Raw genomic sequence first — 17,511 nt, forward strand, 5'->3', positions numbered from 1 at the left:
TCGGAAGGAATACCCATAATTTCAGTTATGAGTGTCCTTTCTAAAAAAATACTTTAAAATTGTAATAATTAGGTTTAAATAAAAACATAGGCAAGTAATAAAAAATCTATATATAGCATATAATATACTTTAGCATCAGATAAAGATTACAAATAAAAATATTCTAAAATAAAAAGGATTTTTTTAATGTTTATAGAATACATACTGCGAAGCAATAATATTGTTTAATTAATTAGTTAATTACTTAGGGAGGAATTTATTATGAATAAAAGAAAGATAGTTGCAGTACTTACATCAATGGCAATAGTTACAACATTGTTTGCTGGCTGTGGAACTAAGAAGGAAGCTGTAAAAAATACACAAAAAAGTACTGTAGTTGTAGGACTTTCTACTGATGAGGGTGGATTAAACGACAAGGCATTTAACCAATCAGCAGATGAAGGGGTTAAAAAGGCGCAATCTGAAGACGGTTTCACGTACCATGCTCTTGAAGCTCAAAAGAAAGAGGATTATTCAGCAAATTTAGAGTCATTAGTCGAAGAGGGTTCAAATCTAACTTTTGCTGTTGGATATCAAATTGCAGATGCAATGACAGAGGTTGCTAAAACTCATACTGATAAAAACTTTACAATTATAGACTCAGTTGTTGATCTTCCAAACGTAGCATCAATTACTTTTAAAGAGCAAGAAGGATCTTTTTTAATGGGAATTATTGCTGGGAAAATGACTAAAACTAATAAAATTGGATTTATTGGTGGAAAAGATAATGAATTAATAAATAGATTTGAAGTTGGGTTTGCAGCTGGTGTTAAAGCAGTTAATCCAGAAGCTGCAAAAGGATTATTGAGCATAGATGGTAAGAGTGCAGGAACAACTGTAAAATATGCAGATAGTTACAATGATTCAGCAAAAGGTTATGAATTATCTAAATCATTATATCAAGGCGGTTGCGACGTAATTTATCATGCAGCAGCGGGAGTTGGACTTGGTTTATTTAAAGCGGCTAATGAATTAAAAGATGGAGGGAAGACAGTTTGGGCTATAGGAGTTGATATGGATCAATCTTTAACAGTTCCACAGTATTCTGATATTATACTTTCAAGTATGATAAAAAGAGTTGATACAGCAACTTACAATCAAGCTAAAGCTCAAATTAAAAACGAATTTAAAGGCGGTACAGTTACTAATCTTGGGTTAAAAGAAAAAGGCGTAGGAATAGCTGATACATCTAATAAAAACGTACCAAAAGATGTTTTGGATGAAGTTAAAAAATATGAAGATAAAGTTATAGCTGGAGAAACAGTTGTTCCAGTAAATAGAAAAGGAGCAATGGATTTTAAATAAAAATCAATAAATATAAATTTTCATTTACTGATTTATGGTTTTTAGTATACAATAAGAGCTAGATGTGTTACATCTAGCTCTTTCTAAGAATAATGAAAATTTTGGGTGAAGATGATGTCAGCACCACAGGTGATGTCAGCACCTACAGGTGATGAATAATCTTTTTAAGGAGGAAATCCAATGGAAAAGGTAATTGAAATGAAGGGCATAACAAAGATTTTTCCAGGAACCATTGCCAATGACAACATAAATTTTGAACTATTAAGAGGCGAAACACACGTTCTTCTTGGTGAAAATGGCGCAGGAAAAACAACCCTTATGAATATTCTCTATGGTCTATATAAACAAGAAGAAGGCGAGATTTATGTAAGCGGTAACCTAGTGAATATATCTACTCCAAATGATGCTATCAAGTTAGGTATAGGAATGGTTCATCAACATTTTATGCTTGTACATAATTTTACTGTTGCGGAAAATATTGTGTTGGGTATTGAACCTAAAAAAGGATTCAAAATTGATATGGGCAAAGCGATACATGATGTTAAAGAAATTTCAGAAAGGTACGGTTTCGCAATAGACCCAAGCGCGGTTATAGAAGATATTTCTGTAGGGCAACAACAAAAGGTAGAGATACTAAAGGCGCTATATAGAGGTGCACAAATTTTAATATTAGATGAGCCTACAGCAGTTTTAACACCAAAGGAAATTGAGGAACTCGGAATCATAATTGAAAATCTTGAAAAAGAAGGAAAATCCGTAATACTGATAACTCATAAATTAAAAGAGGTTATGAGTATGAGTGATAGAGTTACTATAATTAGGCGAGGTGCAGTAACTGGAACAGTAAAGACTAAAGAAACAAGTATAGACGAATTAGCGCAGCTTATGGTAGGCAGAAAAGTTAATCTAACTGTAGAGAAAAATCCTGCTCAAATTCGCGGCGAAATATTGAAAATTGAAAATCTTTGTGCAAGTGATCACAGAGGATTACCTGCAGTACAAAATTTAAACTTAGCAGTATATGGTGGAGAAATTCTTGGGATAGCTGGTGTTGATGGAAATGGTCAATCTCAATTGTTAGAAGTTTTAACTGGACTTCAAAAGCCTAAGAGTGGAAGCATTATAATAAACGGTAAAAATACATATGGTAAGTCACCAAGAGATATTATGTCAGTAGGTGTTGGCCATATACCAGAAGATAGGCATAAAAGAGGGCTTATATTAGATTATTCTCTATTTGAAAACTCAGTGCTTGGAATTCATAAAAATGCACCCTTCAGTAAAGGCATAGTTATGAATTACAAAGAAATTAGAAAACACTGTGATGAACTTATTAGCGAATTTGATATTAGAACTCCAAATGCAGATGTAAATGCGGAATCATTATCAGGTGGTAATCAACAAAAACTTATAGCAGCTAGAGAAATTTCAAAAGATCCGGAATTATTAATAGCAGCACAACCTACGAGAGGTCTTGACGTTGGTGCAATTGAATATATTCACAAAAGATTAGTTGTAGAACGTGATAAGGGTAAGGCGATTTTATTAGTATCATTAGAACTTGATGAAATAATGGCATTATCAGATAGAATTGCCGTAATGTATGATGGCAGAATAGTAGATATACTCGATAGATGTGATGCAACAGAGAAAAAACTTGGTATACTTATGGCTGGTGGTAATCTAAATAAAACACCGGAAGGAGCTAAAGATAATGAATAAAGTAGAAAGTGAAAATAGTAATTTTGTAAGTATAGCAAAAAATATCATTAAAACACTTGCTTTCCCTTTCTTTTCTATAATCGTTTCTATATTTGTTGCTGTATTCTTTGTAATGTGGGCAAAAGGATATTCTATATTACAATACTTTTCAGCTTTAGGTGATTTATTTGGACTTATATATAAAGGTGGGTTTGGTAATACTAGAGTAACCTTCGTTACCCTTTCAGAAGTTACTCCATTAATATTTACAGGAGTTGCAAATGCTGTAGCATTTAAATGTGGATTATTTAATATAGGTGTTGCTGGTCAATTTATACTTGGAATGATGGCAGCTGCTGTTGTTGGAACATTGCCAGGACTAAATCCAGTAATTCATATAGTTTTAGTTATTTTAGCAGGACTTTTAGCCGGAGGAGTATGGGGAGCAATCCCGGGATATTTAAAGGCTAAAGTAGGCACTCATGAAGTTATTAACACAATTATGATGAATTATATATCTATGGCTTTAGCCAATTTTATTATTCTAAGAACTAGTTTTGGAGTGGAAGGTAAAGCAAGTACTCCTAATATACAAGAGAGTGCAGAAATTTATAGGTTTGTTAGCGGTAGTGGAGCTAATATTAGTATATTCCTTGCCATAGCAGTAGCTATCTTTATATTCTGGTTATTATGGAAAACCACTGTTGGTTACGAAATAAGAGCAGTTGGTATAAATCCACATGCTGCAGAATATGGTGGGATTAATGTAGCGAAAAATACTGTTTTGGCTATGGTGATTTCTGGTGCAATAGCCGGAGTTGGTGGGGCAACGCATGTTGCAGGCGTGCTTCATAATGCAAAAGATTTCATGGCACTTCCCTCTTATGGGTTTGATGGAATTGCAGTTGCTTTACTTGCAAAGAGCAATCCTATTGGATGTATAGCATCAGCTTTATTATTTGGAACATTAAATAGTAGTTCTAGAACCCTTCAATTAAACGGAATACCAAAAGAAATAGTTTATTTAATCCAAGCTATAATTATTATATTTGTAGCAACAGATTATATTGTTAAATACTTCTCTGAGAAGAAAAAGAAGGGGGCGATTACAAATGAGTAGTGTTATTTTAATTAATTTGTTTGCGCAAACTTTAAGAATAGCTACGCCTCTAATTTTTGCAGCACTGGGTGGTATATTTTCAGAAAAATCAGGTGTGGTTAATATAGGCCTCGAAGGTATGATGGTAATAGGCGCTTTCTTTGCGGTATATGGAAGTTACACCACTGGAAGTCCAGCAATGGGAATACTTTTTGGGGTGATAGCAGGGGGTATTTTGGGACTAATACACGCTGTGCTGAGCATACATTTGCGTGCAGATCAAGTAATCTCAGGTACTGCTATAAATCTTTTTTCTACTGCCCTTGCGAGTTTCTTAATATTTAAGTTATTTGGTGGTAAAGGTGGCCAAACAGATATAGTAACAGGACTTTCATATAACATACCGGATTGGATTAAAAATATACCAATAATAGGGAATTTAATATCGCAGCTAAACTGGTTTGTAATACTCGCGATTATTTTAGTATTTGTTTCGCATTATATACTATATAAAACACCTTTAGGACTTAGAATTAGAGCTGTAGGAGAACATCCAAAGGCGGCTGATACTTTAGGAATAAATGTTTATAAGATAAGATATTTATGTGTTATTTTATCAGGAATGCTAGCAGGGCTCGGTGGAGCAGCATTATCCCTGGGAATAACACCACTTTACAGAGAAGGAATGGTTGCAGGACGTGGATTTATTGCCTTAGCGGCTGTTATTTTCGGTAATTGGAAACCTTTCGGAGCGCTTGGGGCTAGTTTGTTATTTGCCTTTGGTAGTGCATTTAATATTTTTGCACAGGGACTTAGCTGGAATTTACCTACAGAAGTATATGATGTTATTCCATATGTACTTACCATGATTGCACTTGCAGGATTTGTTGGAAAAACAACAGGCCCCCTTGCGAGTGGTAAACCATATGTTAAAGGATCTAGATAATATTTTAAAAATAAAAAATCTTAGCTTACGTTTTCTGCTGTTGTAGAAATTTATGCTGAGATTTTTTATTTTTATTTCTAGCTTAATGCATAATCTAGGTTTATATCATTAGCTATGTTATAATATTTATAATATGAGAGGTACATGAAAATAAATAGCAACCAAAGATGAGGTGATAATAAAATGAACATTAATTTTGGTTTAAATTTGATTCAAGAACAAAAATTAATAATGACTCAAGAAATGCAAATGTCTGTTAAACTTCTTCAAATGTCAGCGTATGAGCTAGGACAATATGTAAATAAAGAGATGCAAGAGAATCCAGTGCTGGAGGAAAAAGACTTGCAAAACCACAAAAGTAATAACAATAATGAATTTGATTATAAAGAAATAATTAAATATCTTGGCAAGGATGATTATAAAGTAAAGAGCTATGCTGCAAAGAATGAAAATGAGGAAATTTCGCCATTTTATTATATTGCAGAGGAAAAATCTCTTAAAGATTATCTTAAAGAGCAAATAGGAGAACTAACGGAGCAGTATGAAATTTTAGAAATATGCAAATATATGGTGGAGAACTTAGATACCAAAGGTTATTTATCGGAAGATTTATCTGATATATGTAGGGAGCTCGGAATAACAAACGAGAATGCTGAAATTGCACTTGAAATTTTCCAATCTTTAGAGCCACAAGGAATTGGAGCTAGGAACCTAAGGGAATGTTTAAGGATTCAATTACATAATCTGGGGATAGATGATGAAAATATTTATATAATCATTGATAAGTATTTAGAATTATTGGGAGAAAATAAATACAATGATATAGCTAAGGAACTAAATGTTAAAATTTCTGAGGTTCAAAAATATGGAGATATAATAAAAACTTTAGAGCCTAAGCCGTCAAGAGGATTTTATACTGGTGAGACGGTTAAGTATATTGTGCCTGATGCTTATATTAATAAAATTGATGACCAATATTTTATTTCTATGAATGAAGATGTACTTCCTAAATTGAATATAAATAGTTTGTATAAAGAAATTATTAAAAATGAAAATGATATAGAAGCTGTAGAATATGTAAAAGATAAAATTAATAGCGCAGTGTTTCTTATTAAAAGTATTGAACAAAGGAAAAACACTGTATATAGAGTTTTGGAAGATATTTTGGCAGTTCAAAAGGAATATTTCGATAAAGGCGCTGAATATTTAAAACCAATGACGCTTAAAAAGATTGCTAACAATTTAGAAATGCATGAATCTACTATAAGCCGTGCAATTAGGGAGAAATATGTTAGTATAAATAACGGGAAAGTCATTAAAATAAAAGACTTGTTTACTAATGGCATTGCGTCAATTGTAGGTGGTGAGGATGTATCCACAACTAATATTAAGAAAACTATTAAAGAAATGGTGCATAATGAGGACCAAAAGAAGCCCTTATCAGACCAAATTATTTGTAATCGATTAAATGTAGAAGGGATGAATATTTCAAGAAGAACTGTAGCAAAATATAGGGAAGAACTTGAAATTAAAAGTTCTTGTAAGCGGAAAAGATTTTAATATTTCAGCTACGCAGGAGATGATTTAATCATGCCGTTAACAAAATGTTAACATCTTTTTTGCAAATACTAATTTAAAAAAGTTGGTATTTCATCTATAATGTTTGTGGGAGCAAAAAATATAAGCTGGGACTTAAAAAGTCCAGAAAGGTGTTCAAGTGGAGAGTATATTAAAATTACAACAAAAAATAGTGCCTGAATTAATAGAACTTCTTGAAAAACGACATGATATATTAAGGATGATATGTTATAATCAACCTATAGGACGAAGAATTTTAGCAGATCAGATGTGCATAAGCGAGAGAATAGTAAGAAATGAAATAAACTTTCTAAAGTCCCAAAACTTGATTGAGGTTAATGCACTGGGCATGTTTATAACAACTGATGGTGAAGAAATTTTAGATCAGTTAAAAGGATTTATTCATGAGATAAAAGGGTTGTCTAAAATCGAGAAATTTATTGAGAAACATTTGAAGCTACAGCAAGTTATAGTTGTTCCCGGGAACGTTGAAATTGATAAAAGTGTCCTTAAAGAAGTTGGGAAGGTAGCTGCAATTTATGTTATGGATATTATTAAAGATAACAGTATAATTGCAATAACAGGTGGATCAACAGTTAAGGAAGTTGTAGACAATTTATCTAAAAATAACAAATATACCAATGTTTTAGTGCTTCCGGCCAGGGGCGGTATGGCCAGAAATGTAGAAATTCAAGCTAATACTTTAGTGGCTAGGCTAGCAGATAAAATTGGTGGAAATTACGAATTACTACATGTACCTGATAATTTGAGCAATGATGCTTTAAAAACTATAGTAAATGAAAAAAGTATAAAAAGTATAATTGATAAGATTCGAAGTGCTGATATTCTTATTTATGGAATAGGTATCGCCAGTGATATGGCTATGAAAAGAGAAGTACCTGAAAAAGAGATAAAGGAACTTGAAGAATTAGGTGCAGTAGGAGAAGCATTTGGTCAATACTATAATGAATTAGGAGAAATAGTTCATTCTACACCTACTATTGGGGTGAAAAATGAAGATGTTACAGACAGCAAAACACTAATCGCAGTAGCGGCTGGAAAAAATAAAGCTAGAGCCATCATCGCTACTGAAATCAACCGCTTAAGCACTGTTTTAATAATTGATCAAGCGGCTGCAGAAGAAATAGTAAATATTATAGAGAAAAGAGAGTAAACTATATAATGATTTGATTAATGAAAAAATTATATATTTACATATAATTAGGTTAATAAAATTTAGGAGGTTTTGCCAAGATGGTAAAAGTAGGAATTAATGGATTTGGAAGAATAGGAAGAAATGTATTTAATGCACTAGTAAAAAATTATTCAACAGAATTAGAAGTAGTAGGAATTAATGATTTAACAGATGCTGCGACACTCGCACATCTTTTAAAATATGATTCACTTTACGGAAAATTTGACGGAACTGTAGAAGCTAAAGAAAGTGCAATAGTAGTTAACGGAAAAGAAATTAAAATATTTGCAGAAAGAGAACCAAAGAATATTGACTGGAGTTCACTTGGAGTAGAAATAGTATTAGAATCAACAGGATTCTTTACAGATGCTACTAAAGCAAGCGATCATTTATGTGTAAGTGTTAAAAAAGTTCTTATATCTGCACCAGCAAAAAATGAAGATATTACAATAGTTATGGGAGTTAACGAAGAAAAATATGATTCAGCAAAACATAACGTAATATCAAATGCATCATGTACAACAAACTGTTTAGCACCATTTGCTAAAGTTTTAGACAGAGAATTTGGAATAGTTAAAGGCTTAATGACTACAATTCATTCATATACTGGAGATCAAAGATTATTAGATGCTCCACATAGTGATATGAGACGTGCAAGAGCAGCTAACCTATCAATGATTCCAACTACAACAGGAGCAGCAAAAGCAGTAGCATTAGTTTTACCACAATTAAAAGGAAAATTAAACGGATTCTCATTAAGAGTTCCAACTCCAACAGTTTCATGTACAGATTTAGTTTGCGAAGTTTCAAAGAATGTTACTGTAGAAGAAGTAAATGCAGCATTTAAGAAAGCAGCTGAAACTGAAATGAAAGGAATACTTGGTTGTTGTGAAGAACCTTTAGTTTCAATTGATTTTAAAGGAGACGAAAGATCTTCTATAGTTGATGCTATGTCAACTATGGTTATCGAAGGAAATATGGTTAAAGTTGTTTCATGGTACGATAATGAAGCAGGTTATTCAAACAGATTAGCAGATTTAACTAAATATGTTGCAGACAGACTATAAAATTTAATTTTATTATAAAACTGTAGGAAACTGTAAGTATAGTATTAAGGTCTGGTTTTATAGTTAGTCTATGGAACCGGACCTTTTTATATTTTATTAATACAAGGTACATTCAAATAAATAGTAAGATAGTAGTAAATAGTAAGATAGTAGGGTAGTCTATTTATATGAATGTGATTAAATTATAAGAAACTTGTATTATAAACCATATGGGAGGAGAATGTGTATGCAATTCAATAAAAAAACAATCGAGGATATTGAGGTTAAAGGTAAAAAAGTTTTAGTAAGATGCGATTTTAATGTACCATTAAAAGATGGGGTAATTACAGATGTAAATAGATTAGTAGGTGCAATGCCAACAATAAACTATTTGATAGAAAAAGGTGCAAAAGTTATTTTATGTTCACATCTTGGAAAACCAAGTGGAGAACCAAAACCTGAGCTTTCTTTAGCGCCAGTTGCTAAGAAATTAAGCGAAATGTTAAAAAAAGAAGTAGTCTTTGCAGCAGACCCAAATGTAGTTAGTGATAATGTAAAATCTGCCGTATCAAAAATGAAAGACGGAGATGTTCTATTATTAGAAAACACAAGATATAGAAAAGAAGAAACTAAAAATACAGAAAACTTTTCAAAGGAATTAGCGTCCCTTGCAGATGTATTTGTAAATGATGCCTTTGGAACTGCTCATAGGGCTCATTGCTCTACAGTTGGAGTAACACAATTTATTGAGACTTCAGTATGTGGGTATTTAATTCAAAAGGAATTAAAATTTTTAGGGGATACAATAGAGAACCCTGTTAGACCTTTCGTAGCAATTTTAGGTGGAGCTAAGGTTTCTGATAAAATAAATGTTATCGAAAATTTGCTTGAAAAAGTTGATACTTTAATAATTGGTGGAGGAATGGCTTATACATTCTTAAAAGCTGGTGGATATTCTATCGGAAGTTCACTAGTTGAAGAAGATAAAGTACAATATGCTAAAGTTATGATGCAAAAAGCTGAGTCAAAAAAAGTTAAATTTTTAATACCTGTAGATAATATTGTTGCAGATAGATTTTCAGCTGAAGCAGAGCCAGTAGTTACTGAAAGTCAAAATATTGCTGATGGGTTTATGGGACTTGATATTGGACCTAAGACTTGTGAGATGTATAAAGGCGCTATTAGCATGGCTAAAACTATTGTTTGGAACGGACCAATGGGAGTATTTGAATTTGCGAATTTTGCAAAAGGAACAATAGCAGTAGCTGAGGCTATGTCAAAAGTCGATGGAACTACTATAATAGGTGGTGGAGATAGTGCAGCAGCTGTTAATCAATTAGGATTTGGAGATAAAATGACTCATATATCTACAGGTGGTGGAGCATCTCTTGAATTCTTAGAAGGTAAGCTACTTCCAGGAATTGAAGCTCTTACAAATAAATAGTTAAAGTTAAATAAGACATTTCAAATTTTTTAATATACATTAATTGTTGTCCAGATAACAATACTAATAATTATTACTTACAATAAAAGAATACTTGGGGGTTTTTTGATGAGAAAAGGTATAATTGCAGGAAATTGGAAGATGAATAAAACTGTAGCTGAGGCTGTAACTTTAATTGAGGAAATGAAACCGTTAGTTAAAGATGCAAAATGTGATGTTGTAGTTTGTCCTACATTTTTATGTTTAGACGCAGTAATAAAGGCAAGTAAGGGTACAAATATAAAGGTAGGAGCTCAAAACATGCATTTTGAAGAAAATGGTGCTTTTACAGGTGAAATTGCACCAGGAATGCTAAAAGATATGGGCGTTGAATATGTTATAATTGGTCATAGTGAAAGAAGACAATATTTCAATGAAACTGATGAAACTGTAAACAAAAAGATTAAAGCTGCTTATAGCCATAGTATTATTCCTATACTTTGCGTAGGGGAAACTCTTAGTGATAGAGAAGGAAATATTACAGAAAAAGTCTTAGCTAGTCAAGTAAAATTAGATTTAGAAGGACTTATAAAAGAACAAGTGGAAAAATTGGTTATTGCTTATGAACCAATTTGGGCAATAGGTACAGGTAAAACTGCAACTGCTGATCAGGCTAATGATACAATTGCATTTATAAGAGCAACTGTTGGAGCTATGTTCGGAGCAGAAGTAGCAGAAAAAGTTAGAATTCAATATGGTGGATCTGTTAAACCAACAACTATAAAAGAACAAATGGGTAAATCAGATATAGATGGTGGATTAATCGGAGGAGCTAGCCTTAAGGCACAAGACTTCGCAGGAATAGTAAATTATTAAGATGTTATAGTAAATGAATCCACTAATGTGGCTAGACTACTTTAGTAGATGCAGCCACTTTAGTGGATTTAGCTACTTTAGTAGAGTAATCTACTTTAGTTAGTTAATTATAACTCTGAACTGTCGATACATATACATGTATTTTATTTTAGAAACAACGGATGGGGGAACAAAAATGTCAAAAAAACCAGTAATGCTAATGATTTTAGATGGATTCGGATTATCAAGTAACGTAGATGGAAATGCAGTAGTTGCGGCCAGTAAGCCAAACTATGACAGAATAATAAAGAAATATCCAAGTACGAAATTAAATGCAAGTGGCCTAGAGGTAGGACTACCAGCGGGTCAAATGGGAAATTCAGAAGTTGGCCACTTAAACATAGGTGCTGGTAGAATTATATATCAAGCACTTACGAAAATAACAAAAGAAATTGAAGAAGGAAACTTTTTTGAAAACCTTGCTTTTAATAAAGCTATAGATAAAGCTATTAAGGCAAATTCTTCGGTGCATCTTTTAGGATTATTGTCAGATGGAGGAGTCCACTCTCATATTGATCATTTAAAAGCTTTAATAAAGCTTGCTAAGGATAAAGGTGCTAAAAATGTTTATGTTCATGCATTGTTAGACGGTAGGGATGTGCAACCAGGTTCAGCACTACAATACATAGCAGAACTCGAAGAATATATGAATACAATAGGCGTGGGTAAAATTGCTACTGTATGTGGTAGATATTATGCTATGGATAGAGATAAGAGATGGGAAAGAGTTGAACTTGCATATAATGCTATGGTTTTATCTAAGGGTGAGGAAAATACCTCAGCAATAGAGGCAGTTAAAAAAGCTATCCATGATAATAAGACAGATGAATTTGTTCTTCCGACTGTTATAATGGAAAATAATAAGCCTGTTTCAGCTATAAGTAATAACGATAGTGTAATATTCTTTAACTTTAGACCGGACAGAGCTCGCGAACTTACTAGGGCATTAAATGATAAAGTATTTAATGGTTTTAAAAGAGAAACTTTAAATTTGAACTTTGTATGTACTACGCAATATGATATAACTATAGAAAATGTTGATGTAGCGTATACCCCAGAAAGTTACACTAATACGCTTGGAGAATATGTTAGTAAAATGGGTAAAAAACAGCTCCGAATAGCTGAAACTGAAAAATACGCCCATGTTACATTCTTCTTTAATGGAGGGGTTGAGGCTCCGAATGTAAATGAAGATAGAGCATTAATTCCATCACCTAAAGTAGCAACATATGATTTATTGCCAGAAATGAGTGCGCAAGAGGTTACAGAAGAATTATTAAAGAGACTAGAAACAGATGAATACGACATGATTATACTTAACTATGCTAACCCAGATATGGTAGGTCATACAGGCGTTTTTGAAGCTGCTAAAAAAGCTATAGAAACAGTGGATGAATGCCTTGGAAAAATTGTTGAGTGCGTTCTAGGCAAGGACGGTAGCGTATTTATAACTGCAGATCATGGAAACTCTGAACAAATGCTTGATTATTCGTCTGGAAAGCCAATGACGGCACATACTACAAATTTAGTTCCATTCACATACGTTTCAAATCACAGTAATGGTCTAAAAGATAGTGGAATATTGGCGGATATTGCACCAACTATGCTCCAAGCTATGGGACTCAGTATACCAAGTGAAATGACAGGAAAATCTTTAATTAAATAGGTTAAAAGAAAACTAAATTGAATAATGTATTATCTAAGATTAACTTAAGTTTCCGTAAAGTATAGGATTAACTTAAGTTAACTTAGGATATAATAACATAGAGAAAAAATTTGGAGGTTAGATAACATGAAAAACTTTATTGAAATAATTGATATTTATGCAAGACAGATTCTGGACTCAAGAGCATTTCCAACTGTTGAAGTTGAAGTAACACTCGAAGATGGAACGATAGCAAGAGCATCAGTACCATCAGGCGCTTCTACTGGCATATTTGAAGCGGTAGAGTTAAGAGATGGAGACAAGGATACATATAACGGTAAAGGAGTTTTAAAAGCCGTTGATAATGTAAACAATCTAATAGCTGAAGAGATAGTTGGAATGAATGTATATGATCAAATAGCAATTGACAAAGCAATGATAGATCTTGATGGCACACCTAATAAGGCTAAACTAGGTGCTAATGCAATTCTTGGAGTATCTCTTGCATGTGCTAGAGCGGCTGCTGAGTCATTAGGACTCGGACTATATCAATATATTGGTGGAGTAAATGCTAAGGTTTTACCAGTTCCAATGATGAACATTATAAATGGTGGAAGCCATGCTGACAATAATGTAGACTTACAAGAGTTTATGGTTATGCCAGTTGGAGCAACTTCTTTTAAGGACGCTTTAAGAATGAGTGCAGAAGTTTACCACTCATTAAAAGCATTATTAAAAACTAAAGGACTAGCGACTGGTGTTGGTGATGAAGGTGGATTTGCTCCAGATTTATCATCAAACGAAGAAGCTATAAAAATTATAATAGAAGCTATAGAAAAAGCTGGATATGTTCCTGGAAAAGATATTTATATTGCTCTTGATCCAGCAGCTTCTGAATTCTTTGAAGATGGAAAATACAACTTAGCTTCAGAAGGAAGAATATTAACTCCAGAGCAAATGGCTGACTACTATGTAGAACTTGTAAACAAATATCCAATTATATCTATTGAAGATGGAATGGCTGAAGAAGATTGGGAAGGCTGGAAGTACTTAACTGATAAAATAGGAGATAGAGTTCAATTAGTTGGAGATGATTTATTTGTAACCAACACTGACAGATTAAAAATGGGAATTGAAAGAAAAACTGCAAATTCAATTCTTATAAAATTAAACCAAATAGGTACATTAACTGAAACACTAAATGCTATAGAAATGGCTGAAAGGGCAGGATATACTGCAGTAGTTTCTCATAGATCAGGAGAAACAGAAGATACTTCAATAGCTGACTTAGTTGTAGCTATGAATGCAGGACAAATTAAAACTGGTGCCCCAGCTAGAAGCGAAAGAGTTTCTAAATACAATCAATTATTAAGAATAGAAGAAGAATTAGAAGAAATGGCTGAGTACAGAGGATTAAAAGCATTCTATAACATAAATAGATAATTAATTAAGAGTATAGTCTTTATAGGCTATACTCTTAAATTTTACAATTCATTGTAAACTGTCTTAGAGTATGCTAAAATAATTATGTATTCGATGAATTGGAGGTGTACACATGCATAGTTTTCTAGTAGTTTTACAGGTTATAACTTCAATTGCTATAATTGTATCCGTTATGATGCAACCTAGTAAATCAGATGGATTAAGTGGCCTTATAGGAGGAACTTCTGAAACTTTTTTTGCAAAAAATAAAACAAAAACAGCAGAATCAGTACTAGTAAGAATTACAGTAGTTTCAGCAATTTTCTTTGCTATAACTACAGTGATGTTAAATTTAGTTAAATAATATACTTATCTAAGTAATAATTTAGGTACAATCAAATAAATATTTTATACTTCACAGCAGTTTATTTAAAAAAATTTAATAAGCTGCATTTTTTTATATGATTTTTAAGTGTTCAGGTGATGAGTAGAGACCCAGTAGATGATTTAATAGTATATATGAATCTATGATTATTAGAGGTGAAGGATGATGAGTGAATACAGTTCTAGATTAGAAAGTAATGATATGGATTTCCTTTTTGATGGCATTTTAAGCCTTCAAACAAAGGAAGAATGCTATAGATTTTTTGAAGATTTATGCACTATAAATGAAATTAAAGCATTTGAGCAAAGGATTCAAGTAGCAAGAATGTTAGCAGATAAAAGGACCTATTTGGATATAGCAGGTGTAACAGGGGCAAGTACTGCTACAATAAGTAGAATCGGCAGAGCATTAAATTATGGTAGTGATGGGTATAAACTTATATTAGAGCGTTTGGAATTAGCGAAATAAGTGTATTCATTTTTAACGACATTTTAGATGCGGATAGAGAGGGACGGTTAATATAATATATAAGGAGTGGTTTCATGGATTTGAAAAGTTTGTTAAACAAAGAGCAGTGCGAGGCTGCAATAACAGTTGATGGCCCATTGCTAATATTAGCTGGAGCGGGATCTGGGAAAACTAGGGTTTTGACCTATAGAATTGCGCATATGATTCAGGATTTAGCTATATATCCGTCTCAAATTTTATCCATAACTTTTACTAATAAAGCGGCTGGTGAAATGAAGGACAGAGTGCGTTCTTTAGTAGGCAATATAGCGGATAATATGTGGATTTCTACCTTTCACTCTAGTTGTGTTAGGATTTTAAGGCGAGAGATAGATAGGCTGGGATATAATAAGAATTTCACTATTTATGATAGCTATGATCAAAAAAGTTTGATTAAACAGTGTATGAAGGAACTTCAAATAAATGAAAAAGATCTAACAGATTCAGAAATTTTAGGTAAAATATCGAGTGCTAAAAACGAACTTATTAGTCCACAAAAATTTAAAAAAGAAAATGAAAGCGATTATAGAAAAAACAAAATCGCTGATGTGTATGTTCTTTATCAAAAAAGACTAAAAGGTAACAATGCACTAGATTTTGATGATTTAATTTTTAAAGCAGTTGAACTCTTAAAAAATAATAAGGAAGTTTTGGATTTCTATCATTCAAAATTCAAGTACATTATGGTTGATGAGTATCAAGACACAAATAAAGCACAGTATGAGCTTATAAAGCTTTTAGTAGATGAGCGTGAAAATATATGCGTAGTTGGAGATGATGACCAATGTATTTATGCTTGGAGAGGTGCGGATGTCACCAACATCTTAGATTTTGAAAAAGATTATCCAAAGGCAAAGGTTGTTAAGCTCGAGCAAAATTATAGATCTTGCGGAAATATACTTATGGCAGCTAATGAAGTTATAAGGAATAATTCTCAAAGAAAAGATAAGGCTCTAAGGACTGAAAAAGATTGTGGAGAGAAAATTAATTTATATAGAGCGTTTACAGATAGAGACGAGTCAAATTTTGTAGCAAGTCAAATTAAGAGAATTATGACTGAGGAAAATAGAAGCTATAAGGACTTTGCAATTTTATATAGGATGAATTCTCAATCACGTATTTTTGAGGAGAGTTTCAGAAAAAATTTGATTCCATATAGAATAGTGGGAGGATTAAAATTCTATGATAGAAAAGAAATAAAGGATATAATGGCGTATTTAAAGCTTATTAATAACCCACTTGACGATATCGCTTTAAAAAGAATTATAAATGTGCCTAAAAGAAGTATAGGAGATGCAACTATTCAAAAGATTCAAGAATTTGCAACAGGTATAGATCAATGCTTGTATAGTGCTATTCTAGATGTAGATTTTATACCTACATTGACAACTAGAAATAAAGCATCTATAAATAAGTTTGTAAGTCTTATGAATAGCTTTATGGCCAAAAATGAAACAGGAACAGTCTCTGAGTTAATTAAATCTATAATAAGTGATACAGGGTATTTAAAGCAATTAGAACTTTCTAAGGAACCAGAGGATGAGAGCAGGGTAGAGAATATAAAGGAATTAGTATCAGATGCTGTAGAATTTGAAAGAACTTCAGAAGATAAGTCGCTTTTAACATTCTTAGAAGGAGTAAGTTTAGGTTCGAGCACTGATGACCCTGATGAAACAGTAGAGACTGCGGCAATGATGACTGTTCATAGTGCAAAGGGGTTAGAATTTCCAGTAGTATTTATGGTTGGTATGGAAAATGGGATATTCCCCGGCATGTCTTCGCTTAACAACTTTACTGAAATGGAAGAATCAAGGCGCCTGTGCTATGTTGCTATAACAAGGGCGGAGGAGAAGCTCTACATAACATCTGCCGAGAGTAGAATGGTATTTGGAAGAAATGTTGGGTATCAGCCTTCTGATTTTATCAGTGAAATTTCTCCGGATTTAAAAGAAGTTATCGGGGGAGCTAAGAATAGGACTGTGCAGGTATTAAAGAGAAAAAACACTGGAAATTCACAAAATTATAATCCGCATGGACTACTAAGTAAAACTTCGCCTCAAGATTATGCATCAGCTACAGCGAAAGGAAATGATCCAGGGCAGCAAAGTGTCAATAGTGAGAATGCTATGAATAGAGAAGCTACGGTAGGTAGGAAAGTTAGACATACTAAATTTGGAATAGGTACCATAGTGTCAAAATCGAGTTCTGATAATGATACAATGATTTCAATAGCGTTTGATAACATGGGAATAAAAAAGCTGATATTAGATAAAGCGCCTTTAGAAATGTTATAAGGCACATGAAA

Annotated in this window: 14 protein-coding genes; all 14 read left to right on the forward strand. The window is 32.8% G+C overall.

The window, feature by feature from the left end:
• Nucleotides 1-261: 261 nt before the first annotated feature.
• Entirely contained in the window at nucleotides 262-1,344 is a 1,083-nt protein-coding gene (locus ACWJKE_RS16595) for a BMP family lipoprotein (protein ID WP_462959030.1), read from the forward strand.
• A 180-nt stretch (nucleotides 1,345-1,524) separates the two neighbouring features.
• Nucleotides 1,525-3,066 carry an ABC transporter ATP-binding protein gene (locus ACWJKE_RS16600; protein WP_462955223.1) on the forward strand — a complete coding sequence of 514 codons (1,542 nt, stop codon included), beginning with the start codon at nucleotides 1,525-1,527 and terminating at the stop codon, nucleotides 3,064-3,066.
• Complete coding sequence (locus ACWJKE_RS16605; protein WP_462959031.1) at nucleotides 3,059-4,165, forward strand: ABC transporter permease; 1,107 nt, start codon at nucleotides 3,059-3,061, stop codon at nucleotides 4,163-4,165. The genes ACWJKE_RS16600 and ACWJKE_RS16605 overlap by 8 nt, the downstream gene beginning before the upstream one ends.
• Nucleotides 4,158-5,090 carry an ABC transporter permease gene (locus ACWJKE_RS16610; RefSeq protein ID WP_462959032.1) on the forward strand — a complete coding sequence of 311 codons (933 nt, stop codon included), beginning with the start codon at nucleotides 4,158-4,160 and terminating at the stop codon, nucleotides 5,088-5,090. The genes ACWJKE_RS16605 and ACWJKE_RS16610 overlap by 8 nt, the downstream gene beginning before the upstream one ends.
• Nucleotides 5,091-5,279: 189 nt before the next feature.
• Nucleotides 5,280-6,650 (forward strand): RNA polymerase factor sigma-54, encoded by a 1,371-nt coding sequence (rpoN, locus tag ACWJKE_RS16615; protein WP_216302031.1) that lies wholly within the window; start codon nucleotides 5,280-5,282, stop codon nucleotides 6,648-6,650.
• A gap of 157 nt (nucleotides 6,651-6,807) precedes the next feature.
• Nucleotides 6,808-7,842, forward strand: a complete 1,035-nt coding sequence (locus ACWJKE_RS16620; RefSeq protein WP_216301897.1) for a sugar-binding transcriptional regulator — start codon at nucleotides 6,808-6,810, stop codon at nucleotides 7,840-7,842.
• Between the two features lie 80 nt (nucleotides 7,843-7,922).
• Complete coding sequence (gene gap, locus ACWJKE_RS16625; protein WP_165412698.1) at nucleotides 7,923-8,930, forward strand: type I glyceraldehyde-3-phosphate dehydrogenase; 1,008 nt, start codon at nucleotides 7,923-7,925, stop codon at nucleotides 8,928-8,930.
• A gap of 226 nt (nucleotides 8,931-9,156) precedes the next feature.
• Nucleotides 9,157-10,353 carry a phosphoglycerate kinase gene (locus tag ACWJKE_RS16630; RefSeq protein ID WP_216301898.1) on the forward strand — a complete coding sequence of 399 codons (1,197 nt, stop codon included), beginning with the start codon at nucleotides 9,157-9,159 and terminating at the stop codon, nucleotides 10,351-10,353.
• A gap of 108 nt (nucleotides 10,354-10,461) precedes the next feature.
• Complete coding sequence (gene tpiA, locus ACWJKE_RS16635) at nucleotides 10,462-11,208, forward strand: triose-phosphate isomerase (protein WP_216301899.1); 747 nt, start codon at nucleotides 10,462-10,464, stop codon at nucleotides 11,206-11,208.
• Between the two features lie 175 nt (nucleotides 11,209-11,383).
• The gene (gene gpmI, locus ACWJKE_RS16640) at nucleotides 11,384-12,913 is read left to right on the forward strand and encodes a 2,3-bisphosphoglycerate-independent phosphoglycerate mutase (protein WP_216301900.1); all 1,530 of its coding nucleotides are present in this window, start codon (nucleotides 11,384-11,386) and stop codon (nucleotides 12,911-12,913) included.
• A 126-nt stretch (nucleotides 12,914-13,039) separates the two neighbouring features.
• Nucleotides 13,040-14,335, forward strand: coding sequence for a phosphopyruvate hydratase (eno, locus tag ACWJKE_RS16645; RefSeq protein ID WP_165412702.1), 1,296 nt, complete (start codon nucleotides 13,040-13,042; stop codon nucleotides 14,333-14,335).
• 112 nt (nucleotides 14,336-14,447) lie between these two features.
• Nucleotides 14,448-14,678, forward strand: a complete 231-nt coding sequence (secG, locus tag ACWJKE_RS16650; RefSeq protein ID WP_216301901.1) for a preprotein translocase subunit SecG — start codon at nucleotides 14,448-14,450, stop codon at nucleotides 14,676-14,678.
• A gap of 186 nt (nucleotides 14,679-14,864) precedes the next feature.
• Complete coding sequence (locus ACWJKE_RS16655) at nucleotides 14,865-15,167, forward strand: YerC/YecD family TrpR-related protein (protein WP_462959365.1); 303 nt, start codon at nucleotides 14,865-14,867, stop codon at nucleotides 15,165-15,167.
• A gap of 74 nt (nucleotides 15,168-15,241) precedes the next feature.
• The gene (gene pcrA, locus ACWJKE_RS16660) at nucleotides 15,242-17,500 is read left to right on the forward strand and encodes a DNA helicase PcrA (RefSeq protein WP_216301903.1); all 2,259 of its coding nucleotides are present in this window, start codon (nucleotides 15,242-15,244) and stop codon (nucleotides 17,498-17,500) included.
• Nucleotides 17,501-17,511: the final 11 nt, after the last annotated feature.

It is taken from the genome of Clostridium sp. CM036, from assembly GCF_055081135.1.

What these genes read in the sequence shown, in the direction of transcription:
- ACWJKE_RS16595 (WP_462959030.1), top strand. Translation starts at nt 262, where the DNA reads ATGAATAAAAGAAAGATAGTTGCAGTACTTACATCAATGGCAATAGTT.
- ACWJKE_RS16600 (WP_462955223.1), top strand. Translation starts at nt 1,525, where the DNA reads ATGGAAAAGGTAATTGAAATGAAGGGCATAACAAAGATTTTTCCAGGA.
- ACWJKE_RS16605 (WP_462959031.1), top strand. Translation starts at nt 3,059, where the DNA reads ATGAATAAAGTAGAAAGTGAAAATAGTAATTTTGTAAGTATAGCAAAA.
- ACWJKE_RS16610 (WP_462959032.1), top strand. Translation starts at nt 4,158, where the DNA reads ATGAGTAGTGTTATTTTAATTAATTTGTTTGCGCAAACTTTAAGAATA.
- gap (WP_165412698.1), top strand. Translation starts at nt 7,923, where the DNA reads ATGGTAAAAGTAGGAATTAATGGATTTGGAAGAATAGGAAGAAATGTA.
- ACWJKE_RS16630 (WP_216301898.1), top strand. Translation starts at nt 9,157, where the DNA reads ATGCAATTCAATAAAAAAACAATCGAGGATATTGAGGTTAAAGGTAAA.
- tpiA (WP_216301899.1), top strand. Translation starts at nt 10,462, where the DNA reads ATGAGAAAAGGTATAATTGCAGGAAATTGGAAGATGAATAAAACTGTA.
- gpmI (WP_216301900.1), top strand. Translation starts at nt 11,384, where the DNA reads ATGTCAAAAAAACCAGTAATGCTAATGATTTTAGATGGATTCGGATTA.
- eno (WP_165412702.1), top strand. Translation starts at nt 13,040, where the DNA reads ATGAAAAACTTTATTGAAATAATTGATATTTATGCAAGACAGATTCTG.
- secG (WP_216301901.1), top strand. Translation starts at nt 14,448, where the DNA reads ATGCATAGTTTTCTAGTAGTTTTACAGGTTATAACTTCAATTGCTATA.
- ACWJKE_RS16655 (WP_462959365.1), top strand. Translation starts at nt 14,865, where the DNA reads ATGAGTGAATACAGTTCTAGATTAGAAAGTAATGATATGGATTTCCTT.
- pcrA (WP_216301903.1), top strand. Translation starts at nt 15,242, where the DNA reads ATGGATTTGAAAAGTTTGTTAAACAAAGAGCAGTGCGAGGCTGCAATA.